This window comes from uncultured Helicobacter sp. (assembly GCF_910577135.1).
GTDB lineage: Bacteria > Campylobacterota > Campylobacteria > Campylobacterales > Helicobacteraceae > Helicobacter_C > Helicobacter_C mastomyrinus.
In genome coordinates this window covers 84,515-108,898 of record NZ_CAJTLL010000007.1, presented here as the reverse complement: position 1 = coordinate 108,898, position 24,384 = coordinate 84,515, and the positions used below count along the sequence as shown (strand labels likewise).

At 38.4% G+C, this 24,384-nt stretch carries 20 protein-coding genes and 3 tRNA genes; 5 read left to right on the top strand and 18 right to left on the bottom strand.

Annotated elements, in window-relative coordinates; all coding sequences use genetic code 11:
- The 4 genes from QZ289_RS05430 to QZ289_RS05415 form a co-directional block, all read left to right on the top strand.
- Positions 1-393, top strand: a 393-nt coding sequence (locus QZ289_RS05430) for a sulfatase-like hydrolase/transferase (protein ID WP_295700123.1), incomplete at its 5' end; no start/stop codon positions are given.
- Positions 394-561: 168 nt separating this feature from the next.
- A tRNA-Pro gene (locus QZ289_RS05425) sits at positions 562-639 on the top strand.
- 17 nt (positions 640-656) lie between these two features.
- A tRNA-His gene (locus tag QZ289_RS05420) sits at positions 657-733 on the top strand.
- A gap of 20 nt (positions 734-753) precedes the next feature.
- Positions 754-830: transfer RNA gene (locus QZ289_RS05415), tRNA-Arg, on the top strand.
- Between the two features lie 215 nt (positions 831-1,045).
- Here the strand turns inward: QZ289_RS05415 and QZ289_RS05410 are convergent.
- Positions 1,046-2,569, bottom strand: coding sequence for a flagellin A (locus QZ289_RS05410; RefSeq protein WP_295700120.1), 1,524 nt, complete (start codon positions 2,567-2,569; stop codon positions 1,046-1,048).
- A 280-nt stretch (positions 2,570-2,849) separates the two neighbouring features.
- Here QZ289_RS05410 and QZ289_RS05405 point away from each other — a divergent pair, with 280 nt between their 5' ends.
- A complete protein-coding gene (locus QZ289_RS05405; protein ID WP_295700117.1) occupies positions 2,850-3,317 on the top strand; it encodes an acyl-CoA thioesterase in 468 nt (155 codons plus the stop codon).
- 3 nt (positions 3,318-3,320) lie between these two features.
- On the opposite strand, the gene QZ289_RS05400 is transcribed toward QZ289_RS05405, so the two are convergent.
- The 17 genes from QZ289_RS05400 to QZ289_RS05320 all read right to left on the bottom strand — a co-directional run bounded on the left by QZ289_RS05400 (position 3,321) and on the right by QZ289_RS05320 (position 24,012).
- The gene (locus tag QZ289_RS05400) at positions 3,321-5,369 is read right to left on the bottom strand and encodes a hypothetical protein (RefSeq protein WP_295700115.1); all 2,049 of its coding nucleotides are present in this window, start codon (positions 5,367-5,369) and stop codon (positions 3,321-3,323) included.
- 10 nt (positions 5,370-5,379) lie between these two features.
- Positions 5,380-6,084: a hypothetical protein gene (locus QZ289_RS05395; protein WP_295700114.1), complete on the bottom strand. Its 705-nt coding sequence runs from the start codon at positions 6,082-6,084 to the stop codon at positions 5,380-5,382.
- A gap of 14 nt (positions 6,085-6,098) precedes the next feature.
- Complete coding sequence (locus QZ289_RS05390) at positions 6,099-6,440, bottom strand: DUF6394 family protein (protein WP_295700112.1); 342 nt, start codon at positions 6,438-6,440, stop codon at positions 6,099-6,101.
- Between the two features lie 11 nt (positions 6,441-6,451).
- Entirely contained in the window at positions 6,452-7,423 is a 972-nt protein-coding gene (secF, locus tag QZ289_RS05385) for a protein translocase subunit SecF (protein ID WP_295700110.1), read from the bottom strand.
- A complete protein-coding gene (gene secD / locus QZ289_RS05380; protein ID WP_295700108.1) occupies positions 7,423-9,219 on the bottom strand; it encodes a protein translocase subunit SecD in 1,797 nt (598 codons plus the stop codon). Before secD ends, secF begins: the two co-directional genes overlap by 1 nt.
- Before the next feature lie 3 nt (positions 9,220-9,222).
- Positions 9,223-9,525: a preprotein translocase subunit YajC gene (gene yajC / locus QZ289_RS05375; protein WP_295700106.1), complete on the bottom strand. Its 303-nt coding sequence runs from the start codon at positions 9,523-9,525 to the stop codon at positions 9,223-9,225.
- A 50-nt stretch (positions 9,526-9,575) separates the two neighbouring features.
- Positions 9,576-10,904, bottom strand: coding sequence for a sodium/proton antiporter NhaA (gene nhaA, locus QZ289_RS05370; RefSeq protein ID WP_295700103.1), 1,329 nt, complete (start codon positions 10,902-10,904; stop codon positions 9,576-9,578).
- Positions 10,905-10,925: 21 nt separating this feature from the next.
- The gene (gene nhaA / locus QZ289_RS05365; protein WP_295700101.1) at positions 10,926-12,452 is read right to left on the bottom strand and encodes a Na+/H+ antiporter NhaA; all 1,527 of its coding nucleotides are present in this window, start codon (positions 12,450-12,452) and stop codon (positions 10,926-10,928) included.
- Positions 12,453-12,904: 452 nt separating this feature from the next.
- Positions 12,905-14,242, bottom strand: coding sequence for a 2-hydroxyacyl-CoA dehydratase (locus QZ289_RS05360; RefSeq protein WP_295700098.1), 1,338 nt, complete (start codon positions 14,240-14,242; stop codon positions 12,905-12,907).
- 21 nt (positions 14,243-14,263) lie between these two features.
- Positions 14,264-17,293, bottom strand: a complete 3,030-nt coding sequence (locus QZ289_RS05355; protein WP_295700096.1) for an acyl-CoA dehydratase activase — start codon at positions 17,291-17,293, stop codon at positions 14,264-14,266.
- Between the two features lie 50 nt (positions 17,294-17,343).
- The gene (locus QZ289_RS05350) at positions 17,344-17,994 is read right to left on the bottom strand and encodes a hypothetical protein (protein ID WP_295700094.1); all 651 of its coding nucleotides are present in this window, start codon (positions 17,992-17,994) and stop codon (positions 17,344-17,346) included.
- Complete coding sequence (gene gmhA / locus QZ289_RS05345) at positions 17,994-18,569, bottom strand: D-sedoheptulose 7-phosphate isomerase (RefSeq protein ID WP_295700091.1); 576 nt, start codon at positions 18,567-18,569, stop codon at positions 17,994-17,996. Before gmhA ends, QZ289_RS05350 begins: the two co-directional genes overlap by 1 nt.
- Positions 18,554-20,002 (bottom strand): D-glycero-beta-D-manno-heptose-7-phosphate kinase, encoded by a 1,449-nt coding sequence (rfaE1, locus tag QZ289_RS05340; protein WP_295700088.1) that lies wholly within the window; start codon positions 20,000-20,002, stop codon positions 18,554-18,556. Before rfaE1 ends, gmhA begins: the two co-directional genes overlap by 16 nt.
- A 4-nt stretch (positions 20,003-20,006) precedes the next feature.
- The gene (rfaD, locus tag QZ289_RS05335; RefSeq protein ID WP_295700085.1) at positions 20,007-21,008 is read right to left on the bottom strand and encodes an ADP-glyceromanno-heptose 6-epimerase; all 1,002 of its coding nucleotides are present in this window, start codon (positions 21,006-21,008) and stop codon (positions 20,007-20,009) included.
- A gap of 11 nt (positions 21,009-21,019) precedes the next feature.
- Positions 21,020-21,556 (bottom strand): HAD family hydrolase, encoded by a 537-nt coding sequence (locus QZ289_RS05330; RefSeq protein WP_295700083.1) that lies wholly within the window; start codon positions 21,554-21,556, stop codon positions 21,020-21,022.
- A 276-nt stretch (positions 21,557-21,832) separates the two neighbouring features.
- The gene (locus tag QZ289_RS05325; protein WP_295700081.1) at positions 21,833-23,884 is read right to left on the bottom strand and encodes an FUSC family protein; all 2,052 of its coding nucleotides are present in this window, start codon (positions 23,882-23,884) and stop codon (positions 21,833-21,835) included.
- On the bottom strand, positions 23,836-24,012 hold the full coding sequence (locus QZ289_RS05320) for a hypothetical protein (protein ID WP_295700079.1): 177 nt from the start codon (positions 24,010-24,012) through the stop codon (positions 23,836-23,838). Before QZ289_RS05320 ends, QZ289_RS05325 begins: the two co-directional genes overlap by 49 nt.
- Positions 24,013-24,384 lie beyond the last annotated feature (372 nt).

The following is a 24,384-nucleotide window of genomic DNA, read 5'->3' as shown; positions in this document are numbered from 1 at the left end:
CATAAAGAACTCTCAAAATGCGATTATGAAGAAATAGTCAATGCCTATGATAATACTCTGCGCTATGGAGATTGGGTATTGGCACAAATGATACATATTTTACAAAAAAGCTCTATGCGCTCTATGCTGTGGTATGTGAGCGACCATGGGGAGAGTTTAGGGGAATTGGGGCAGTATATGCACGGGGGCTTAGGCTATAATCTTGCACCAAAATATCAAAAGCATATCCCTTCTATTATGTGGTTTAGCACACAATGGGGACAGCTTCCTAACCTCGCTTTAAACCACATAAATACCACTTTAAACCACGATTATGTATTTCATACATTGTTACATATATTGGGGATACAAACGCAAGATTATGATGAGAATCTTGATATTCTTAAGCCATAGTGTTGGTTTTTGAGCTGGATATTTTGCTCCATATAAAGAGAAATAACAAAAAACCTTGGAAACAACTACAATTAACACAAAAGCATCAGAGGCAAGATACAAGCCTCTTGCTCAAGAAATATCCTTGACAAAAAAATAAGGTTGTATTATAATAGCGCCCTTTTATGTCGGGGCGTAGCGCAGTCTGGTTAGCGCACTTGGTTTGGGACCAAGGGGTCGAAGGTTCGAATCCTTTCGCCCCGACCATTGCTTCTTTTTATATGGTGGGTGTAGCTCAGCTGGTTAGAGCATCAGGTTGTGGCTCTGAGGGTCGTGGGTTCGAACCCCATCACCCACCCCATATTTTATAACTTTTCAAATGCGTTCGTAGCTCAATTGGATAGAGCACCAGACTTCGGATCTGGGGGTTAGGGGTTCGACTCCCTTCGGGCGTGCCACATTATCGCTTAAAATCGCTACTATTACTATCAAAACAATCAATCTATCGGTCAATAAGTCTTTCAAAACCCAAATAAGATTTAAACTTAAATTTTACAAAAGAAATTCTAGCGGATTACAAAACCAAATCTTTAGTATTTATATAAGAGAATATTAAGAAAGGGAATAACCTCCCCTTGTTGCAGAGGAGGAAAAGAAGTTGAATATATCTTAATTAGTTAAGAAGTCTTAAGATATTTTGCTGGATAGCATTTGCTTGAGAAAGTGCATAGCTACCAGATTGAGCAAGAATATTGAGCTTACTAAACTCTGAACTTTCAGCCGCAAAATCTACTTCACGAATGCCAGATTCAGCAGCCTTAACATTCACTTGAGTAATAGTGATGTTGTTTACTGTGCTTACCATTTGCCCTTGAACAGAACCGAGGTCAGCTCTAATCTTATCAAGCATTTTTTGCGCAGATTCTGCAATATCCATTGTTACCATCGCACCCCTAAGACTTGTCACACCAGCGCCAAGGTCTGCACCACCACTTGCGATAACGGCATTGTAGTTTGCGCCTGAAGCAGATTTTATATCAGCGTTAAATACACCAGTTACATCTCTAAGATTCGCTGTTGTTTGAGCAACTTTTGTTTCATCAGTATAACCTGTTGAGCTGATATTTACACCAGAAATCACAATATCTCTTGCATCAGTTCGCACTAATGAAAGGCGTCCATAGTTAGTAGAGCCATTTGTGATACTTTGCCCACCGTTGAGAGTCTGGATAGCCTGATCACCTTGCCCCTGGACTGCACCAGTCGCCCTCAAATCAATACCGCGTCCATCTGTGCTTCGTAAATTTAAGCGTCCAAGGTTGTCTGTGTAAGCTTCCACACCTGTGTGCATTGTAGCTGCGTTGAAAGCCTGCACTAAACGACCATCGCTATCATTTTTCTTAATTCCAATAATATCACCAATTGAGATACCATTAATCATTACGCCTGCTAAACTTCCACTCGCAATAGATACGTCCGAAGTAGTAATCGCATTTGCTGTGGCACGAATACCTGTCTTATCGGAGTTTTTATTGATAACTTCAGTCAAAACACCTAGACCTGTCCCTGCAGATGAAGAAATTTTCACAGATTCTAGAGTTACGTCATTTACACCATCTACATTCTTAAATGTTATAGTAACATCACCAGAAGCTGTCACTAATGCTCCTGTCTCAATACGCACTTGCCCGATTTTATCAGAAGTAGTCGCACCAATAGAAGCTTTAATAGATTGGTTAGAATATGCACCCACTTGAAACTCTTTATTAGAAAATGCACCAGAGAGCAATGCCATACCATTATAAGTAGTTGTATTCCCAATATTATCCAAACCTTCAATCAAACGTTTAATGTCCATTTGAATCATTGAACGTGATTGCGTGCTTTGCCCATCTTGAGCTGCTTGAACAGCTTTAGTTTTGATAGTATCTAGGATTTTGATTTGCTCATCCATCGCTTTATCCGCGATTTGAATAATCCCCATACCATCATTTGTATTTCTAATAGCTTGCCCCAATGCACTTGCTTGAGAACGCAAACTATCAGCAATTGTCATACCTGAAGCATCATCTGCAGCCTTATTAATACGAAGACCTGAACTCAATTTCTCCATTGAATTTTTAAGATTATATTGAGTAAAGGTAGATTGAGCGTGCGCGTTAAGCGCATTAACGTTAGTATTGACTTGAAAAGCCATAGTAACTCCTTTATGTATTTTTTCCTTAGAGGCGTCCCTGCCTTTAGGTTGAAATACATATCGTTCTACAACAAAAAAACTTTAATTATTTTCAGCAATTTTTTCTCTTTTTAGACATTAGATGATACAAAAGCATAGAATTAAGGTTACTTTTATGGACACTAGAGAGATAAAAATAAGCACTCTTACCGTTTATTTACATAAGTAGTAACCTTGTCATCGCATAATAATCTCTTATAAAGTTTAAAATAAAATTATCTTTTTTGGAGGATACAAACACATGGAAGACATCTTCGACCCCAAATGCTTAACAATGAGTGTGCTTGCCTCACCAAGTATGGCAAACTTTAGCGGAGTAATGCACGGAGGAGAGCTAATGAAGCTCCTCGACCAAGTCGCTTATGCGTGTGCTACGCGATATTGTGGCTGTGGTGTGGTAACTATCGGTGTAGATGGTATGGTGTTTAAGAATCCTATTCCTATTGGTTCTTTAGTGATTTTCCTCGCTTCTGTGAATTATGTAGGGAGTAGTAGCTGTGAAGTAGGGATCAAAGTGATTAGTGAAGATATTAAAAATCGCTTTGTGACACATTGCAATAGTTGCTATTTCACAATGGTAGCCATTGATAGCAATGGCAAAAAGGTGCAGATTCCCCCACTTAACCCCACTACTGAAAACGAAAAAAGACGTTTTGAAGAAGCAAAAAAACGCAAAGAATTTAGAATGAAAATCAAAACAAACGCATAAATATTACTTACAAGACCTAGGCGTTGCTCTTTTAATAATTTCATTTGCCTCATTAGGTAAAAGGCGATTGTTTAGATATGTCTGCATATGAGGGAAAAATGTAAGTAGCACAGGTAATATCTCCCCTGTATTATCTGCTTGCTTTAACGCACTCAGTGCATTTTCATCATTATGAAAAAGAAATTGATTAAGATTCATATCGGCCACTTTTAAGCGATAGTAAATATTGCCATCGGCTGTTTGCTCTAAGACTCGAGAGGGTAGAATATCATCAACCACGAATCCGTTTTCTTTATCAAAATACAAATTATATCCACAAATCTGCTCCTTTGCCTCAAGCACAGCCAAACGCTCACTCACATCTAATTCCTGCGCATAACATTGCTTATCAGCCACGCCCAAAACCATAAAAGTATCAAAATCGATTAAATGCCTTGAAAGCGGTAATTGGCGGAATTGCTCTATATCAAAAACTTCATCAAGCCGAATTTGAAACATTTCTGGGGCAACACCCTCAAAACCTTGCATTTTGTAAGCTTGGTATGTCAAAGCCAGCATAAAACTTATATCGCTTGGATTAAGACATACATCTTTGTGCTCCTCTGCGGTATTTTTCTCTTTAGACATAATACTTCTAATATGTGCATTTTCTTGCGGAGAAAGTACAAGTGGGATTTTTACATAACCTTCTTCTTCCTTTGGTCTATTATCCACAAATGTAATGGCTAGAAACTTACTCTTATCAGTTTGTCCTAAGATAAAAAGCGCATCTTGATATAACTCCTTATCCTTTTCACTCATTACATCATTATATTGTGATATTTCAGCTCGAATAAGACGCAATAACTCTTCAAAATAAACCTGATCTTTATACGTTTGAGACAAAAAATACGCACCTATAAATATCGAAGATATATAGTTTTGGAATAAAGCTGCATCAAACCGATGTTGCGTAATTTGATAGGATTTAAAATCTTTTTGCAAATAGTCTAGCGCTAAAGGAATATTGCTCTGCCCATTATCATCTAAAAACATTAAACTCAAATAATCAAGCCCATAAAGGTAATTTGCTATCAATGTGTTGCTATACACATTCTTCAAAGGATTTTGTGCAATGCTGATGATATCTTGGACTTGGGGGCTATTAAAGCTATGCGTTTTAAATATCTCATAAGCATTTTTTAAATGCTCAATATGTGAATATATATCATCATTGTCCGTTAAGGATGTATTTAAGGATTGTGGATACTCAAGGAGTTTTGCCAAGATTCTATCCATAGGGGCTTGTTGTTTGAGAATCTCTTCCTTAAGAAGAGAAAAAGCCTTTTGATATACATCAAAATGTTCTTTTAAAATAAAATCTTTATATTGCTCTAGGTCTGATTCTAGGCTCACACGTACCTGATGCGTGGCTAAATGCTCCATATTTTGATTGATTGCATCTAAATGATATAAGCCATAAAGGGCTAAAAGTCGTGCTTGGATTTGGGATTCTATAATCGTGCTTAATGTACCGCTTCCCTTGGCGCTTTGATATTGCTGCTTAAGTAGTTTATCAAATTCACTACTATCACCCTTATTGTCATTCAAAAACAAAAGACTAAGAGCAAGGACTATATCTGTATCTAAACGTTCTAAAGAAGGGATTTCCATATAAGGCTGTGCTGAAGTGGATAGCACATTCCATTCTCTCTGTGTGCCCAAAACACTCTCAAGCAAAGCGCTCTCTATATAATGAGCCCGATTCTCCTTATATGCTTCATAAAGAAGATGGTAAATTTTATTGCGTTGTTCATCTATGGGTGTAAATTGTGTGCTATCGGCTTGTATCTCTCTAGTATCAAAAAAGTGCGTATTTCCGCTTAAAGGTGCATACTGCATAAGAATTTTATCCATAAGGGCATCCAAATTCTCATTGCCTTGGAGTTTAAAGGGTATTTGCCCTTGCTCCTGTGTAGATGAATGCTCCTCTTGGGTTTTACTCTCACCACAAGCCATAAAGCATAAACTCACAATTATGCCTCCTAACATATACATAGCAAATGTTTTCATCGTTTCTTTCCTACTTCACAATCTCTAAAGTAAAACTATGTTCCTCATCACCCACGCGAACGCGTATATCAACCTCTCCTGCCTGCAATACCGAAGGTGAATATATCACAAATCCTCCTCGTGGCATACCTTTAGGTTCTAACGTATTTTTTTGCAATGCGCTTGAGATAATGATAGCACGTTTAGCCCTTTGCCCCTCAAGCTCTATTCGCCGCTGCATTCTCTCACGCGCAGAAAAAACCATATCATTATAAATATAGAATCCTCCTCCCCAATACCCACGATAAATAAAGGGCGAGGCTATCACAACAGATTGGCTTGGTACAGGAGCAGGCGGGATATAAAGATGATAAGATTCTATAATATAGCTATAATCAAAACTGCCACTTTTTATCTCCTCATTGCTTAAAGATGGTAAAAGTTTGCCATTTTGATAGAGCAATACATTGTTTCTATCAAAAATTACTGATTGAGCAGAAAGATTAGCAGCAGATACAAAAAGCGCTAAGGGTATGCTACTAGCACTTCCCACTTTATGCTGCCCTACTTCAAGGCGCACTTTGCTTTTTGTCTTTATGGAATCCACTATCTGCACCCCCTCATTATACAAGGATACATTTGAAACTTCGAGTTTATAAGTCGCACAGGCACTAAAAGCAACACCACACAAACTAAGCAGAGAAAAAAAGGTTATCCTGCATAATGTGTGCTTCATATACCGCCTTTTATCTAGTAATCACTCTCTTTAGCCTTCGCCCCGCCTATACAAAGTAAAATCATAGAAAATAGATTTGCCACCGCCGCACCTACAACAAGTGCTGTAGCGATTTCAATATCCCCAAAAACTTGCAGAAAAATAAAAGCAGGTATGAGATGAAAGTCTGCCACAAGTGAACTAGCAAAAAGCTCAGCTGAAAGGCTATTTTTCACCCCTATACGCAAAGTTGTAGCGATAAAATTAATCGCTGTGGCAATAAAAAGTATAATGATATTATTCTCATACAAAAAACCAAGTGTGAAAGTCAAACTCATCAAGCTAAAAAAGACAAAAAATACCCTACCCCAATCCATACCTTACTCCTTTATAGACGACCTTGCTCATACATCGCACGTAATCGCTTCTTTTCCTCTTGCTTTTTAAGCTTATTAGCTTCTTTTTGATAATACTCATCTAAATTAAATCCAAAGAGCAATGCCAAACGTGGCGCAACAAACATAGAGCTACAAGTAGCCACTATCACGCCCACCAGCATAGGCAGCGAGAATCCTACGATGATTTCACCACCAAAAAGATAAAGTGTAAGCACCACAAAAAACACTGTGAGAGATGTAAGCAATGTCCTTGAAAGCGTGCAAGAAACCGCCTCATTAATCACATATTTCATATCTTTTTGACGCTTAATAAGCATTTGCTCACGAATTCTATCAAAGATAATAATCGTATCATTAATAGAATAGCCAATAATCGTAAGCAGTGCGGCCAAAACATCAAGATTAAAATCCACATTTGCCAATATCACCGCACCAGAGACAATAATCACATCATGCACGAGTGCTAACACACCAGCAAGTGAGAATCTCCACTCATAGCGAAATGAAATATAAACCATCATCGCCACAAGCGCGAGTGTCAAGACAATAATACCATTTTTCTTTAATTCATCGCCCACTTTAGGACCTACAGAATCCACCCTACGTAGTTCAAAACTCCCACTTGGCTCTAAAAGGGTTACAATATCCTTAGAAATATCCTCATTGGCTTCACTTGGGGTATAAGGGATTTTAAGCAACACCTCCTCCTTAGAACCAAATTCACTTACTTGAGAATTTTTAAATCGCTCATCTTGGGTGAGTAATTCGCGGATTTGTGGCAATGGCGCAGCCCGTGTGTATTGCAACTGCACGATAGAGCCTCCAGCAAAGTCAATGCCTAAATTAAAGCCCTTCAAGCCAAGTAGCACAAATGAAACAATAATCAAAATGCTTGATATAACTAGCCCATAGGAGCTATATTTGACAAAGTCATATACTTTTACTTTCTTAAAAATCTCCATTATTTGCTCCTTAAAGGTGCTTGTGCACTATCTTTAGGAGGGAGTGTAATCCCAAACCACAAAGGGATATTCCCACTCTTTGTAATCCAACCCAAAATAGCCTGATAAATGCCGTGTGTGCCGATAATAGCTGTTAAAATAGACGCGCTTATACCTATGCCCATAGTGATAGCAAAGCCCTTTATCGCTCCACTTCCAAAGCCATAGAGCAGCACAGCGGCAATAAGCGTAGTGAGATTAGAATCAAAAATCGCCCTTGAAGCATTCGCATAACCCATTTCTATGGATTTTGCTATACCAAAGCCCCCGCGTAATGCCTCGCGGATTCTTTCATTGATAATAATATTTGCATCAACTGCCATACCCACCGTTAAGACGATGCCTGCCATACCCGGCAATGTCAAACTCGCACCAAAACACGCCATTACAGCAATAATCAGCACAATATTCACAAATAAGGCAATTACAGCAATCACTCCTGCAAGTGCATAATACATCATCATAAAGACAACCACTAATGCAAATCCGCTAATAAGCGCAATCATTGACGCCCGAATAGAATCTTCGCCCAAGCTTGGTCCCACACTTCGCTTTTCAAGCACTTCCATTGGCGCAGGTAATGCTCCACTTTTAAGCGCAATGGCTAAATCGCTCGCTTCCTCTATGCTAAAACCTCCACTAATTTGTCCGCTTCCTCCGCCGATTCTCTCACGTATCACAGGTGCAGAATACACCTTGCCATCAAGCACAATCGCCATACGCTTGCCTACATTCGCCCCGGAAAATTCGCCAAAAATCTTTGCGCCTTTCGCATCAAGGCTAAAGCTCACAATGGATTGATTATTGTGGTCAAAAGCTGCACGTGCGTCTGTAATCATCGAGCCATCAAGTATAGGCACAGCTTTGAGTAGAATCACTTGATTAGATTGTGCTTTTTTAACACGCACATCATATTCAAGCGATTCTATTTGTGCTTCAAGATTCATATATTGCGTATTGTCCTGTGTGCGAGAATGTGTGGGAATACTTGCCATTTCCTCTTTAAACATAAGAAGCTGCTTTTCAAGCTTTTGCAACTCACTTGTATTAACAAAGGGCAAAATCACATCATTATATTTTTGCGCCTCTAGCTCACTCATCGTGCTTACTCGTGCATTACGCTCCTCATCTACTGCCATCATTTGCAAATGCGCGGGCTTAGCAATCAAATCCCTTGCCCTCTGTTCTTCTTCTATTGTCTTAATACCGGGGAGCTGCACAAGTATATTCTCTTTGCCTTGCTGCGTTACGCTTGGTTCACTCAAGCCAAACTCATCAAGGCGATTGCGAATCGTGCCAATAGCTTGAGCTATGGCACTACTTTGAATCTCCTCTTCATATTCAGGTGTGAAAGTGATAAAATACCTACCCTCTCGCTCATTGATATATAGCCCATTAATTCGAGAGAGAATGTCATCAAGCTTAGGTTTTTCATCAATATCAAAAAGCTCAAAGCTCACGCTATCCTCACTTGCCTTAAGATTATCAATGAGAATCTTCTCACGTTTTGTATCAAAATCAATCTGTGAAGCGAGGGAGGCAAATCGCGCTTTAATTGCCTCTTGTGTTTTCACACCCAAAAGGAGGTTTAGCCCACCTTGCAAATCAAGCCCTAAAGAGATTTTACGTCCGCTCATATCGGTAAAAGAGGGCAGAGAAAAAAAAATCCCAAGTAATGCAGCAATTATAAGTGCTAAAAACCTATAATTGAAGCTCTTTTGAGTCGTATGAGAGGGCTGGATATGTTGCTTTGCCATTTACTATGATTCTTGGGTTGTATCGCTCTCATCAAGCTTATAAGCGATGAACTCACGAGAGAGACGAACAATAGTATCATCATTTAAGCGCACACTAAAAAATGTCTTTTCAGGCTTCACAATCTCACAAATCAATCCCCCTGTGGTAATAATCTTATCACCCTTTTGCAATGCGTTAATCATCTCTTGATGTTTTTTTCTTTTCACATTTGCCGGGCGAATAAGAAGTAGATAGAAAATCGCTATAAAAAATACGATAGGAAGTAATGACATTAAAGTCTCTTGCATTCCACCTTGACCTTGCATAAGTAATCCTTTGAGATTAAAATAAAGAGGCTGATTCTATCTTAGAATAGTTAAGATTTAGCTTTGTTTGTGATGAAATGATTTACTACCAAATACAGAGAGCCTAAGATTCCAGCTATACTTGAGGCAAGTAAAATGGCTATTTTTGCCACATTGGCAGATTCTATTTCATCAAAGGCAAGGTTTGAAACAAACATAGACATTGTAAAGCCAATACCAGCAAGCATTCCTGCGCCAAAAATATGACTCCACGATACACCGTGAGGACGAGCGGCGATTTTACATTTTTCGCATAAAAATGTAAGGGCTAAAATCCCCACAGGCTTACCCACAACAAGCCCAAACATAATGCCTAGCATAATATGGTCGATGTGGAAATTCACCTCCCCGCGAATATCTACACCTGCATTAGCAAAGGCAAAAAGCGGCATAATAACAAACGCACATATAGGCTGTAAGGCATGTTCTAAACGCAAAAGCGGATTTTGCACCTTGCTAAAATCTCTTCCCGCCTCATCAATAGCACTCATTTGCTGTGTATCAAGCAAAATATTTTTGCGCTCTTTGTCCTTACTCTCAAAAATCTTTATCATTTGCTGCACGACTTCAATAAACTCTTTACTTTCGATTTTAGGCTTCACGGGAATACAAAATGCTAACGCCACTGCCGCGATAGTAGCGTGAATCCCACTATGATGCACACAAAACCACAATATAATCCCTATACCGATATACACGCCTAAATGACGCACACCGATATGATTCATAAAGCTCAGAATGACAATAATCACTACGGCTAAACCTAAATACATCAAATGCAAACCTTCAGGCGAGGGATAAAATATTGCAATCACAGCGATAGCGCCCAAGTCATCGGCCACAGCAAGTGTTACCAAAAATACTTTGAGGGCTAAAGGCACTCGTTTGCCAAGTAGTAAAATCACGCCTAAAGCAAAGGCGATATCTGTCGCCATAGGGATTCCAAAGCCGTGATAAGAGGGCGTTCCCATATTAAGGGCATAATAAATAATACCGGGTGCGACCATACCACCTATTGCCCCAATAACCGGAAAAGCCGCCTTTTGAAACCCGGATAAATCTCCAAAGAGTATTTCACGTTTGATTTCTAGCCCCACCATAAGGAAGAAAACTGACATTAACACATCATTAATCCAATCGTGAATGCTAAAGCCATAGAATCCTCCAGCAAAACTAAAGCCAAAGGGCTGCTCCCAAAATGTGTGATACAAATGCGATAAGGGAGAGTTTGCCACAATCATTGCACTCACAGCACAGAAAAAGAGAAAAATACCACTAAAAGATTCTGCACGAATAAAACTACTTAAGGCTTGTGAAATTCTATTTTGTTTAGGTTTCATCTTTACTCCTTTATTGTAGGCTTAAATGACACTTTGCGTATCTCTAAGCTTTTGAATCTCATCTTCAATTTTTTGATTTTTATTCTCCTCTATATATTCCTCTTGCTCTTGCTGATTTCTCGTGCTAACATATACTGCCAAAAGCCCAAGTATAGCCGCTATTGAACTTGCTACTAAAATAGAGATTTTAGACATATCAATACTCATCATATCATCTTTATAAGCGAGATTTGCGACAAACATAGACATCGTAAAGCCAATGCCAGAAATCATACCTACTGACAAAATATGCCCATAATTTAGATCTTTTGGACGTGTAGCGAGATTGAGTTTTTCTCCTAAAAAGCAAAATAGAAGTACACCTATGGGCTTGCCTACTACTAAACCTAAAATTGTGCCTAACATCACACTATTAAGACTAATATCAATGCCACTATGGAGTGATACTCCTGCATTAGCAAAGGCAAAAAGCGGTACAAAAAAATATGCACATAAAGGCTGCAATGCCATTTCAAGCCGTATAAGTGGATTTTGCGCATAGCGCGAGTAAGTACCTATGGTATCAAGCATATGCACTAATTGTGAAGTTTTTGCCATATCAATCTTTTTTTCCACATCTTGAGCGAATATAAAATTTTTAATATTTTTTAAGCTTCCTTTCCAAAAACCCATTTTTTCAACTTCTTTAGCGTGAAGAATATCGTCCCAGCCATTTGTGGCTACTTTCATCTTATCGAACTCTTTTAGCATATTGATAAAATATCGTCTATTCACACGTGTTCTTCCCGGGATTGCCATAGCTAAAATCACCGCAGCAATAGTTACGTGAATCCCACTATGATGCACACAAATCCACAACAAAATACCTACTAAAAAATACAGAGATAGATATTTGGTATCACGATAATTAAGATAAATAAGCACCCCTATAAGCAACAATGAAAGATAAATCCACTGCATACTAATATTATCAGAATAAAAAATAGCAATTACAGAAATTGCCCCTAAGTCATCAGCCACAGCAAGCGTTACAAGAAAAATTTTGAGAATCTTAGGCACTTTATCGCCAAGCAACATAATAAGCCCGAGTGCAAAGGCAGTATCCGTGCTCATAGCCACGCCAAAGCCGTGCTGATAGGCTGTGTCACTATTAAAATACAAATAAATCATTACCGGACAAACAATGCCACCAAATGCCGCAAGAAAAGAAAAACTCACTTTTTTGAATCCCGCAAGTTCCCCATAGAGCATTTCACGTTTCATTTCTAATCCCACAAGCAAAAAGAAAAAAGACATCAACACATCATTGATAAATTCCTGCAAACTCATTTTAAAGACAGAATCACCAAAAAATGCCCCAAACTCACTACGAAAAAATTCAAAATACAAATCAGCATAAGAGGAATTTGCTACAAGCATTGCGGCTATCACACAAAAAGCGAGTAGAATCCCCCCGAACGACTCGTGTGTAATAAAGCGATTTAAGCCCTCTTGCAACTTGTCTTTTACATACGAATGTCGGCTGGGCGTAATGGTTGCCTCTAGCATAGAGCAAACTCCTTTAGTTTTATAGTTTAAGAGATGATAATTGTGTGTAATCAATAATTATTTGAGCACATAAAAATTAGAAAAAAGTATACTAAAAAATACATTAAATTTTAGCACAAGCTTTTAAAAAATAGTATGTTTTTTGACAAAACTGCCTAGTGCATTTTTACCTAGTAATATTTCAAATTTCTTTTATAACAAAATAAACTAACAAGAACAAAGAGATGCTCCTAGCTACTTGAATTACGCTGCCTCATAATTTTAGCAAACCTAACTGCTTTTCTTGTTAGCTATCATTTAGTATAAAGAATGTTAAAAACAGGGTTTTACTAGATTTTTACTCACTTCCACCGATGTTATGAAACAAAGTAAATAGGCATCTAAACAAACTGCTTTCTTACAATAGTCTCACTATCAAACCTCAACAAGAGAGTATCTAATTCCTTATAAAATTAAGCATTTGCTAGGTATGCTTTTTTCGCATTGCTTAGCATAAGTTTTATGCGGTTTTCTTGATTAACTTTTGTCGCGCCCGGATCATAGTCAATAGATACAATATTGCTTTGAGGATTGCCCTCTTTGATAACCTTCATCATACCACGTCCCACAATGTGATTAGGCAGACAACCAAAAGGCTGAGTGCAAACGATATTTTCTACTCCTTGTTCAATAAGTTCGAGCATTTCAGCAGTGAGTAGCCACCCCTCACCCATACTCATTGCTTGAGATACATAGCCATCAGCAAGTTTCTTAGTATGCTTGAAAGGCGCAGGAGCTCTAAATACGCCGTGCTTCTTAATAATCTTAATCATATCTAATTGCTTATTGGCAAAGAACCAATACACCACGCGGTAAATGAGAGACTCTACAAAAGTGCCACCATACATTTTATTTCCCACAATCGTATCATTCACGCAATAGAGGCAAAAATCTAAGAATCCAGGTATTACGACCTCACAATCCTCATTCAAAAGGAAGTCTTCCAAATTATTATTTCCTAGTGGAGAAAATTTAATATAAATCTCACCTACAATACCTACACGTACCTTTTGCTTAGAATCCCTAGGAATTGAGGCAAAATCATCTAAAATAAGCTTTAAATCTTTTTTTAAAACACTATATTTTTTTAAACCCTCATTCGTGCCCTCTGTGGTAATACGACGCACCCATTTATCCACCATCGCATCCGTATCGCCTTTATTTTTCTCATAAGCCCGTGTTTGATTAGCAATATGCATTAACAAATCCCCATATAAAATAGCATTGAGGAAGTTTTGCAACATAGGACGGGTAACGCTAAAACCTTGATTGGATTCTAACCCGCTAAAATTAAGTGAAATCACAGGGATATTACCAAACCCAGCTTTGTTGAGTGCCTTACGCAATAAATAAATATAATTACTTGCTCGACAACCTCCACCTGTTTGCGTGATAAGCAAAGCGACCTTATCCAAATCCCATTTACCACTTTTAAGTGCGTCAATCATCTGCCCAATAACAAGCAAGGCAGGATAGCAAGTATCATTATGCACATTGCGTAATCCCTCATCTACTACGCCTTTTCCATCGTTATGTAGCAATTCAGCCTTATATCCGTGCAAATGCAAGATATTTACAAGTAATTGAAAATGTATGGGCAACATCATAGGCACTAATATCGTGTGTGTTTCCTTCATCTCCGCGGTGAAGGGGACGCGTTTAAGTTCTCTTTTATTTTCTGGCTTAATGATGAGCGATTGAGTATCAGGGCTTTGCCAAGAATTGATATGTGGTGTCATTTTTTGTGTCATAGACTATCCTTTGAAATTAAATTAGGCATTTTCAAGTATGTGGTGTGAACCAAGCAAGACCTTTGCTTTCTTTTGAGCCTGCTTTTCTTCCATAGCACCAAGCAAAGAGCGGATTCTGATCTTTACCGCACCTAGATTACTGATTTCATCGATTTTAAGCTGTGTGTAGAATTTTCCGTGAGATTCTAAAATCTCACGCACTTCATCAGTAGTGATGGAATCTATCCCACAGCCAAAGCTCACTAACTGCACTAACTCTAAATTATCATCACAGCTCACAAAGGCAGCAGCATTATAAAGTCGTGAATGATAGCTCCATTGATTAAGAATGTGAAGTTCTCCCGCTTCTGCTAAATGCCCTACACTATCCTCACTTAGCACGACAAGCCCCAAAGAGTTAATAAGCTTATCAATGCCGTGATTGATTTCTGGGTCAATGTGATATGGACGTCCGCATAGCACAATAGCTTTAAGCTTATTTGCTCGGGCAAACTGCAATGCCTTTTCCCCCTGCTCTTTAATATCACTCAACCATTCATCGCGCACCTCATAGGCTTTATTAACCGCTTGTAAGAATGCTTTTTTATCAACGTTTAGATCTTTTTTGAAAAATTCAAAGCCTTTTTTCTTAAACTCCTCTTTTTTATGTAAACCAAAATATGGATAGAAAAATTGCACTTCACGTAATTTATCGACATTGGCATTCAAAAGCTCGGGATAATACGCAACTACAGGGCAGTTGTAGCTATTTGTACTAGTATCTTTATGCTTCTCATCACCTGCAAAACTATAACTCATACAGGGATAAAAGATTTTATCCACGCCTTTTTTGAGGAGGTTTTCAATATGTCCGTGCAATAATTTAGCAGGATAGCACACCGTATCACTAGGAATAGTATGCTGCCCTATGGCAAAGGTTTTACGTGTGCTAACATCAGAAACCACCACTTCATAGCCTAGCTCACTAAGCAAAGTATGCCAAAATGGGAGATTCTCATACATATTAAGCCCTAAAGGAATGCCAATTTTTCCCTTTGTAAGATGTGATTTATCCATATTTTCATACGCACAGAGAGATTTGAGTTTATTGAGCTTGTAATCATAGAGATTAGGCAAGAAAAGCAATTTTTTGAATCCCAAAGGCTTATCACAGCGATTGCCCGAAATAAACTTTTTACCCTCGCCAAAGCGATTAATGGTTAGTTGGCAGTTATTACCACAAATCTTGCACACACTTGCTGTTGCAGTATGCTTAAATGACGATAGTTCTTCTTTATTCATCGTAGTAGAATGCTCTAAGCCCAAAGCCTTAGCGTATAATGCCGCGCCAAATGCACCCATTAAGCCACTAATCTTAGGACGCACCACTTCCCTACCGATTTCTTTCTCAAAGCTCCTTAACACCGCGTTATTGAGGAATGTCCCACCTTGCACAACAATTTGCTTCCCTAAATCATCTGCATCACGAGCGCGTATCACTTTATAGATGGCGTTTTTTACCACACTCATAGATAGCCCTGCGCTAATATCCTCAATACTTGCGCCCTCTTTTTGCGCTTCTTTAACCGAGCTATTCATAAACACCGTACAACGACTGCCTAGCTCCACAGGGTGCTTAGATTCCAATCCTAACTTTGAAAAAGTCTGTATATCATATCCCATTGATTTTGCAAACGTCTCAATGAAGCTCCCGCATCCAGAGCTACACGCTTCATTAAGCATAATAGAATCAATAGTTTGATTTTTGATATAAAAGCATTTCATATCCTGTCCGCCAATATCGATGATAAAATCTACCTTAGGATTAAAATGCTTAGCAGCCTTTAAATGCGCCATTGTCTCCACAAGCCCTGAATCAAGGGTAAATGCAGCCTTTATAAGCTCTTCCCCATAGCCTGTAACCGCACTGCCTTTAATGTGAATCTTATCACCAAAATGCGTATAAATGTAGTTGAGTTGAGAGGAAATCACTTCTACGGGATTGCCCTTATTAGAATTGTAGTATTGATACACAATTGCATTGTTATTATCGAGCATTACAAGCTTTGTTGTTGTGCTACCACAATCTATGCCAATATAAACATCAATTTTTTGATAATTATTTGCCTCATAGGCTTTCTCAATGTCTATTTCCTCTACATTTGCACTCTCGTGTCGCGCGATAAAAGCATCATAATCGGCACTTGAAGCAAAAAGAGGTTCAAGATATTTATTTGTCGAAGCAGCCTTTTTACTTGACTCTAATGCTGCAATCAGTGAGGCGCAAGTATAAGTTTTCTCTAAATTGCGCGCTTCAAGCGAAACGCCAATGGCTACTGCATATTGTGCGAAATCAGGGAAAATGGCGTGCTCTTCATCAAGTTTAAGCGTTTTGGCAAATCGCTCCTGCAAACCTTTATAATAAAAGAGTGGTCCTCCAAGGAACAGAATCTTGCCCTCAATCTTGCGCCCTTGCGCTAATCCTGTGATAGTTTGATCCACTACCGCTTGAAAGATACTCGCGCTAATATCCTCTTTATTCACACCTTGATTCAAAAGTGGTTGCACATCAGTTTTGGCAAACACACCACAACGTGAAGCCACAGGATAGATTTTTTGGCATTGAAGCGAGAGAGCGTCAAACTCTTGTGGGGTAACTGCTAGAAGCGTTACCATTTGGTCGATAAACGCACCTGTCCCACCTGCACACGAGCCATTCATACGTTCCTCTGTGCCACCTGTGAGAAATATAATCTTTGCATCTTCTCCGCCTAGCTCAATTACCGCATCGGCATCAGACACAAGATGCTTGACTGCTGTAGCAGTGGCAAAGACCTCTTGCACAAAATCAATCCCACTTGCTTTGCAAATACCAAATCCAGCAGAACCAGAAATGGCTACTTTAAGCTCCCTATCACCGACTATATCAGTGATTTTTTGCACGATCTCTATGCTTTTTTCACGCACTTTTGAATAATGCCTCTCATAAGATTGAAAGATAATTTCATCATTATCCATTAGCGCGACTTTTGCTGTTGTGCTTCCTATATCAATACCTAATGTTAAGCTCATAAATCCTGCCTGAGTGAAATCTTAAAAGGTCCCATAATACAAGAAAAAAATTAACAACAGCAGATTTTGAGAATCCCCTTATTAATGTGTATCCATACTGAAGAATCAATATCGATAAAACTTTTACATTTGTAGCAAAGGAGATTGGCATTTTGCAAAGCGATAAGTTCTTTTTGTCTAATAGAGGCATTAGATTCTAAAAGCTCTAACCACTGGTGAGAAAACACATAAACACTCAATGTGCTATTAATCACCTCTCCTTCACGCATTTGTTGTAAAATATACTTACACATTGGGCAAAGTTCAAGCGGATAATCATTATAAAATGCTACTTCACTCATACCCTGCTTAATGCTTACATTAAAAGCATTTTTCTTAGCTATCTTAGCGATATAGTGGCGGTTTGAGAGTGTTTGAGCTCTATTTACTAGATTAAAATTATTTTGTATCTCATCACACATACAAAAATGCAGTTTGGGTAACCCATAGGCTTGCGACTGCTTATAGCTAATACAATTTTCATATAAAAATACAGGTGTGAGGATACCATCGCTTAAAAGCGTATAAATAAAATAATGTCCAAAGACTATATCTAAAAGTCTCGTGTGAATGCCAGATTCATAAAGTGCATCTTGCAAAGTCTCTTTAATAACTGCTTTTTGAGTGTTTTGCAAAGTATGCAATGTCTTAGGGAGGAGCATTATGCCCCTCTACTCATACAATTGCGTTCGATAATATCACATAAAATATGTATGACTAAAATATGTAACTCTTGGATTCTGGGCGTATCATTATCAGGCATAATAAGATTAATATCACTCATATCATTAAGCTTCCCTCCATCGCGTCCGCTTAATCCTATAATGGCACAACCCATATTACGTGCTACTTGTGCAGCATTTAACACATTAGCGGAATTACCACTTGTAGAAATACCAAAAAAAACATCGCCCTTTTGCGCGAGGGCTTCTACTTGACGTGAAAATACATATTCAAAGCCATAGTCATTGCCAATAGCCGTAAGCGCGGAAGTATCCACACTTAGCGCGATACCCGCCAAGCCTTTGCGTTCTTGTTTATAGCGTCCTGTAAGCTCTGCAGCAAAATGCTGTGCATCAGCGGCAGACCCACCATTGCCACAGATGAGAATCTTCCCGCCTTTTTCTAAACATTGCGTAAGTAATGTAGCGGCTTTTTGCAACTCTGCTGTGAGAGAAAAAATTTTTTGTGCGCTTTGTAAATGTGCGTTAAATTCGGCTTCTATGAGTTTTTGCATAATGCACTCCTTTGTATGGATTCTATAATATTTGTTGTAGAATAGCCCTCTACAAAATCTATCAGCACGACTTCTTTAGCATATTCTTTGCCTACCACTTCTTTATTATGATAATCGCCACCTTTAACAAGCACATCGGGCTTAATGGCTTTGATAAGTTCTAAAGGCGTCTCCTCGCTAAAGCTCACCACACAATCCACACATTCAAGCGCAGCTAACATAAAGGCGCGATTTTCTAGGGTATTAATAGGGCGGGATTCACCTTTGAGGGCTTTTACAGAGCTATCATCATTAATCCCCACAATCAGCATATCACCTAGCCCACGTGCGCGGTCAAGGTAAGCCAAATGCCCCCTATGCAAAATATCAAAGCAACCATTGGTAAAGACGATTTTGCTTTGTTTCAAACCTTTTAATATATCGATGAGTTGGGCTTTAGAGACAATTTTTGAGGCTATATGCTGTCGTAAATTGGTAGATTGGGTATGGAGATAGGTCATAATCTCACTATGAGTAGCCACAGCACTACCTACCTTACCTACTACCACCGCAGCAGCAGTATTAGCAAACTCACACGCCTTTAATATATCACACCCACTGCTTAAAGCAAAGCCAAGAGCGGCGATTACCGTATCTCCCGCACCTGTTACATCATACACTTCTTTTGCCTTTGTAGGTATGCGCTCCATCGCATTATCTGCAAATACACCTATACCATCTTCACTTAGGGTAATTATTGAATGCGTGAGATTGCATATCTCTTTAAGCGCCATTCCTGCGTGGATAAGGGTAGATTGATCAGTGATATTTATGCCTGTGGCAAGTTGGGCTTCTTTTTTATTAGGAGTGAGCAGTGTCGCGCCACTATATTTACGATAATCCTGTCCCTTAGGGTCGCATAGCACGAGTTTAGATTTACTCTTTGCATAGTTGATAATAAATTGTGTCAGTTCCTCACTCAATAAGCCCTTATTATAATCGGAGATAATCACGCAATCCACCATATCAAGCACCGCGTGAAGCCGCTGCATAATATTATTTTGAATCTCATCATCAATAGGCTTTTTGCTTTCCCTATCCACACGTAGTACTTGTTGATTAGCGATGATAATGCGCGTCTTTTTGGTCGTAGGACGTGTGGTATCTACAAAGAGATATGAAATATCCACCCCCATAGATTCTAGCTTGTCCCCTAGCCATAACCCTGCATCATCACTTCCTACTACACCACATACAAATACCTTTGCATTGAGCGCATTCAAATTATGTGCGACATTACACGCCCCACCTAAGCGATTGCTCTCATCTTTGACATCTACCACTTGCACAGGGGCTTCGGGCGAGATTCTTTCGCAATTCCCCCACACATAATGATCAATCATCAAATCACCCACAACAAGGATTTTAGGACTTTTAGATTCTAAATGAAACATCAACTTACCGCCTTAGAGTTGCAAAAATATTTTGAATCTCCTTCATATATGCTTCAATCCCTTGCTCTAGGTTAAATCGTGGCGTATAAGAGAGATGTTCTTTTGTAGCACTTATATCTGCTTCTGTGTGCGTTTGGAAAAAGCTATAAGGATTCTCAAAATATTCTATTTCAAAATCCCCCAAATGCTCTTTAAGACAAGCCACAATATCATTAAAGCTTCTCGCCTCGCCACTGCCGACATTATAAATACCACTTTTAGCAGATTCTAGGGCTTTGACATTAGCTTGGACTACATCTTTGATAAATACAAAATCACGTTTTTGTTCGCCGTGCTTAAAAAGCCGCACTTTCTTATGCTCTAAGGCTTGGAGGGAAAGCTGCAAAATCATAGAGGCTGTTTTACCTTTATGAAATTCTCTATTTCCATAAACATTAAAATAACGCAAGCCTATAATAGGGCAAGAAGGGTCGCTCTCAAGGATTTTTCTCACATAATTATCCATACAAAGCTTAGAATAGCCATAGACATTTTCGGGTATTTCACCGCTACCTACGATATTTGGCGCGGGAGAATTACCATAAGTCCCCGCAGATGAGGCATAAATCATCATCGCTTGAGAGCTATTAGCAAGCTCAAGCAAATGCAAGAATGCCTCATAATTTGCCTTCATCACTAGCTCTTGATTCTGCACGGTAGTATCAGATATAGCAGCCTGATGAAAAATCACATCAAAATCATAATCTTTTAGCTTTTGCAAATCTCGCGTATTAGTAATATCCCCTACGATGATATTGCCTTTAAATTTAATAAGATTCTTAAAATGTCCTAGAGATGTAGGATTCCCACTAGGGAATAGCTCACCATCACGGAATTTATCAAACACATAAACTTGAGCATTGGGGTGGTGCTTTTGAAAATACATCGCAAGATTACTCCCGATGAATCCAGCCCCACCGGTAATAAGGATCTTCTTTTCTGCTAAATCATCATAAATATATTTCATACCTGCTACCTTTAGAGCGAATTTTGTGCTTTTATTATACTATGGAGTTCTTGCAAAGTGGCAACCTTTTGGATATTTTTGAGTGAATTATCCCCTATATCTTCTGTGCCTAGTAGAAATTTCCCATTGATATGGGCATTTTGCGCACATTGCATATCTGTGATTTTATCTCCTATAAAAAAAGATTGCGCCAAATTAATGGAGAAATCCCTACAAGCGGCTTCAATCATACCAATTTTAGGTTTGCGACAGGCGCAATTTGCCTCCGGTGAGTGCGGACAAAAATAGATTCTATCAAAGCCAAAGCCAATCTTTTCTATCAAGCATTGCTGCATATACTGATGGAGTCTCTCTAACTGCTCTTGCGTATAGTAACCTCGCGCGATGCCGGATTGATTAGTCATCACAAGCAAGAGATAGCCCTGTGCCTTAAGCGTAGAGAGAAGCTCAAAGATTCCATCACAAAAGATAAAATCCGTCTGCTTATACACATAGCCTAAGTCTTTATTAATCACACCATCTCTATCAAAAAACGCACATTTTTGCATCATTATCTCCTACACTCTACTCTTCTATCATTTTTTGCTACTGCGATTTTCACCGCGTTTGCAAAGTGAGTTTCAAAGGTTAGCTTCTCTATTTCTATACTATTATAACCAAAACACCGCATTACGCTAAGCGAATCCAAATTGCTATTTAAAAATGTTATATTGCTCAATTTAGACATTTAATAAGACGATGGGTTTTTAGCAAATGACAAAAACCATATAAATCTCTGCTTGCTGCCTTTATGTTTGCAAACTTAACAACACCCATAAAAACCCTTATTCCCTCAATGTAGTGCGCAAAAAGCCATAAAGAGCATTTTGCAATACAAAAATGGAATGCACAATAAGATAAATATCACTCTCTTTGAGTAAAAACCTCTCGTCTTCATCAGTTTTGAAATAATACGGTTTAGAATCAAGCATAGAACAAAGCATTTCATAGCGCACACGCAAAGCTTTCAAATCATTTTTCAAAAGCACATCGCACATATTCGCCTTAGGAGCAAAACTTTCACATAATAAAAATGTCAGTTCTTTGAGTTGAGAAAAATTATCTTGCAAGGTAGCAAATCCCTGCAAAATATGCTCTGTATAGCGTCTCTTGTCTTCCTTGCTTTGTCTAATAAGTATAAAAAGCTCATCAAGCTGCCGCACAAGCTGATTTTGATGGACTAGAATTTGGCTTTGGGATTGCTCTAAATCTATCATCAAAGCAGTAAAAGACTTTAGACATAGTATCGTTTGAGGGAGTAGCTCATCAGCACTATATCGCGGATAAAGTATCTTAGAAGCAAAAAAAGCAAATAAAAATCCTAGCAAAATATCACCAAATCGATATACAATAAGCGTAATAAAATCACTATCCACAAAGGCAAACATTAACACAAACTCGAGCATTAACACAAGCGACCATAGCACAAAAGGATAAGTCTTAAAATACACGACCAAAAAAAGATTAACGATAAAAATACCCAAGAGCAAAGGAGATTCCCACAATGTCAATACCAATATCACACCAAGTATTAAGCCACATAAGCTTCCTAAAATAGAATCTTTGCCCACTGTCTTAATCGTGCTGATATTAGGATGCATCATAGATACTACCCCAAGGGCAATCCACGCCCCGTGAGTGATATGAAAAAACTGTGCACAAAACATCGCACCACCTATTGCCCCCGCATAGCGAATCCCATAAAAAAATGGCATAGGGTTATCTTTAAGGGATTCATACATCTCTTTAAGGCTCTTGGGTGTAGTATTTTCTACAAAGGCAAGAGATTGCAAAGATGAAAGCTGTGTAAAGGATTCTATTTTAGAATAAAAGATTTTTAGCGCGTCAATCCATTGGGAGTTGGCATTATGCTTAAGCGCATATTGAAGTGAATGCTTGGTAATCATAGGTTTTTTGCCATAAAAGATATGTGAGAGTTCTTTAAGATTATAAGCCATTTCTTCTTGTGCCATTTTTAATGCTGTTTTATCTTTTAATACTACCTCATCGTGCAAAAAATAATAATTCATTAAATCTAGCACATAATACACACTTTCTAATTTATAAATATAAAAAAGGGCACGTTTGTGGTTTTTGATAAGATGAGCGTCTTTAATTTTAGCAGAAGTGGAAGTGAGCTTTGATTTAAGCAAAGAAATATGATTGATTGATTGCGTTTTGAGCGTTTCATAATTATCTGTACCAAGATTCTCACACATCATAGAGAGTTCAAAGAGTTGAGCGACAAATTGCGTTTGGACAAATCTCCCATACTGCCCAAAGGATATAAAAAGTCGCACACCAATGCTTACGCTCCCACCTATAAGGGCAGCAGTGATACACTGCCATAATGGTACTTCAGGGTGTGAGCCTACAAAGATGATAGCCACAAGTGCATTAATGAGAGCTAAAGTAAGCACCTTAGGCAAATCGCTATCATACACTTCACTTATACCAATACTAAAAGCAAGGAGCATAGAGGGCAAGATAAGCCATAAACTATCCTCCCATATACCAAAAATCGGTATAAGTCCACAGACAAAAAGCACAAACAACACAAGATATTTCCAATCCATATCTTTGTTGCTCTTAAATCCATTGAGAAAAAATACATACATTGCCATCATCACTGCCCAAATCAGCACATCGCTTCCTAGCAAGATATAGCAAAATCCTCCACTTATGCAAATAGCAATCATCGCCTTAAGGGCATAAAAGAGGCTAAAAAACCCCGCATCATAGACATAAATAAAACGTCTAAAGATGAGTTTGTAAAAAGCAGCAAGCATTATTTTTTGTAATAATCCCCACTTGCACTCACGCACTGCTGCGTGCATTCATTAGCATTGCAAATTGTGTGGCATTCTACACTTTGAAAATTACCAATGGGCTTCTTTTTGCCACTACATGCACTAAAAAATACAGCCAAAAACGCCACACATACGCCAATATATAAAGCTTTCATCACTTCCTCCTTATCAATTTCAAATACTTAAATTATAAGCAAGCTTAATTCCTAAAATATATTGTAATGCCATAGAGTTATAAATTTACAAATATATTTATTACGGCAAGGCTACTGCTTTGATTTTTCCCGCTTAGAAAATAATCCCCCCCCCCCCCCCTTTTTTTTTCCACAAACAAGGAAAAAGAAATAATATAAGCACTACAGGGAAGAGAGGGAGACTAAATCCACACAAGAAGTCTTAGCCTCCTTTTTCCATATTCTATATTATTGCTCGTGTATTCTTATTTTTAGAGTATTCCAATTTACACCCTGATTCATTGATATGACTATGTAATTTAAGCAAAAATATTTTATGATATATATTTTGCA

Coding starts and splice junctions, on each gene's coding strand:
- QZ289_RS05410 (WP_295700120.1), bottom strand. CDS start 2,569: ATGGCTTTTCAAGTCAATACTAACGTTAATGCGCTTAACGCGCACGCT.
- QZ289_RS05405 (WP_295700117.1), top strand. CDS start 2,850: ATGGAAGACATCTTCGACCCCAAATGCTTAACAATGAGTGTGCTTGCC.
- QZ289_RS05400 (WP_295700115.1), bottom strand. CDS start 5,369: ATGAAAACATTTGCTATGTATATGTTAGGAGGCATAATTGTGAGTTTA.
- QZ289_RS05395 (WP_295700114.1), bottom strand. CDS start 6,084: ATGAAGCACACATTATGCAGGATAACCTTTTTTTCTCTGCTTAGTTTG.
- QZ289_RS05390 (WP_295700112.1), bottom strand. CDS start 6,440: ATGGATTGGGGTAGGGTATTTTTTGTCTTTTTTAGCTTGATGAGTTTG.
- secF (WP_295700110.1), bottom strand. CDS start 7,423: ATGGAGATTTTTAAGAAAGTAAAAGTATATGACTTTGTCAAATATAGC.
- secD (WP_295700108.1), bottom strand. CDS start 9,219: ATGGCAAAGCAACATATCCAGCCCTCTCATACGACTCAAAAGAGCTTC.
- yajC (WP_295700106.1), bottom strand. CDS start 9,525: ATGCAAGGTCAAGGTGGAATGCAAGAGACTTTAATGTCATTACTTCCT.
- nhaA (WP_295700103.1), bottom strand. CDS start 10,904: ATGAAACCTAAACAAAATAGAATTTCACAAGCCTTAAGTAGTTTTATT.
- nhaA (WP_295700101.1), bottom strand. CDS start 12,452: ATGCTAGAGGCAACCATTACGCCCAGCCGACATTCGTATGTAAAAGAC.
- QZ289_RS05360 (WP_295700098.1), bottom strand. CDS start 14,242: ATGACACAAAAAATGACACCACATATCAATTCTTGGCAAAGCCCTGAT.
- QZ289_RS05355 (WP_295700096.1), bottom strand. CDS start 17,293: ATGAGCTTAACATTAGGTATTGATATAGGAAGCACAACAGCAAAAGTC.
- QZ289_RS05350 (WP_295700094.1), bottom strand. CDS start 17,994: ATGCTCCTCCCTAAGACATTGCATACTTTGCAAAACACTCAAAAAGCA.
- gmhA (WP_295700091.1), bottom strand. CDS start 18,569: ATGCAAAAACTCATAGAAGCCGAATTTAACGCACATTTACAAAGCGCA.
- rfaE1 (WP_295700088.1), bottom strand. CDS start 20,002: ATGTTTCATTTAGAATCTAAAAGTCCTAAAATCCTTGTTGTGGGTGAT.
- rfaD (WP_295700085.1), bottom strand. CDS start 21,008: ATGAAATATATTTATGATGATTTAGCAGAAAAGAAGATCCTTATTACC.
- QZ289_RS05330 (WP_295700083.1), bottom strand. CDS start 21,556: ATGCAAAAATGTGCGTTTTTTGATAGAGATGGTGTGATTAATAAAGAC.
- QZ289_RS05325 (WP_295700081.1), bottom strand. CDS start 23,884: ATGCACGCAGCAGTGCGTGAGTGCAAGTGGGGATTATTACAAAAAATA.
- QZ289_RS05320 (WP_295700079.1), bottom strand. CDS start 24,012: ATGAAAGCTTTATATATTGGCGTATGTGTGGCGTTTTTGGCTGTATTT.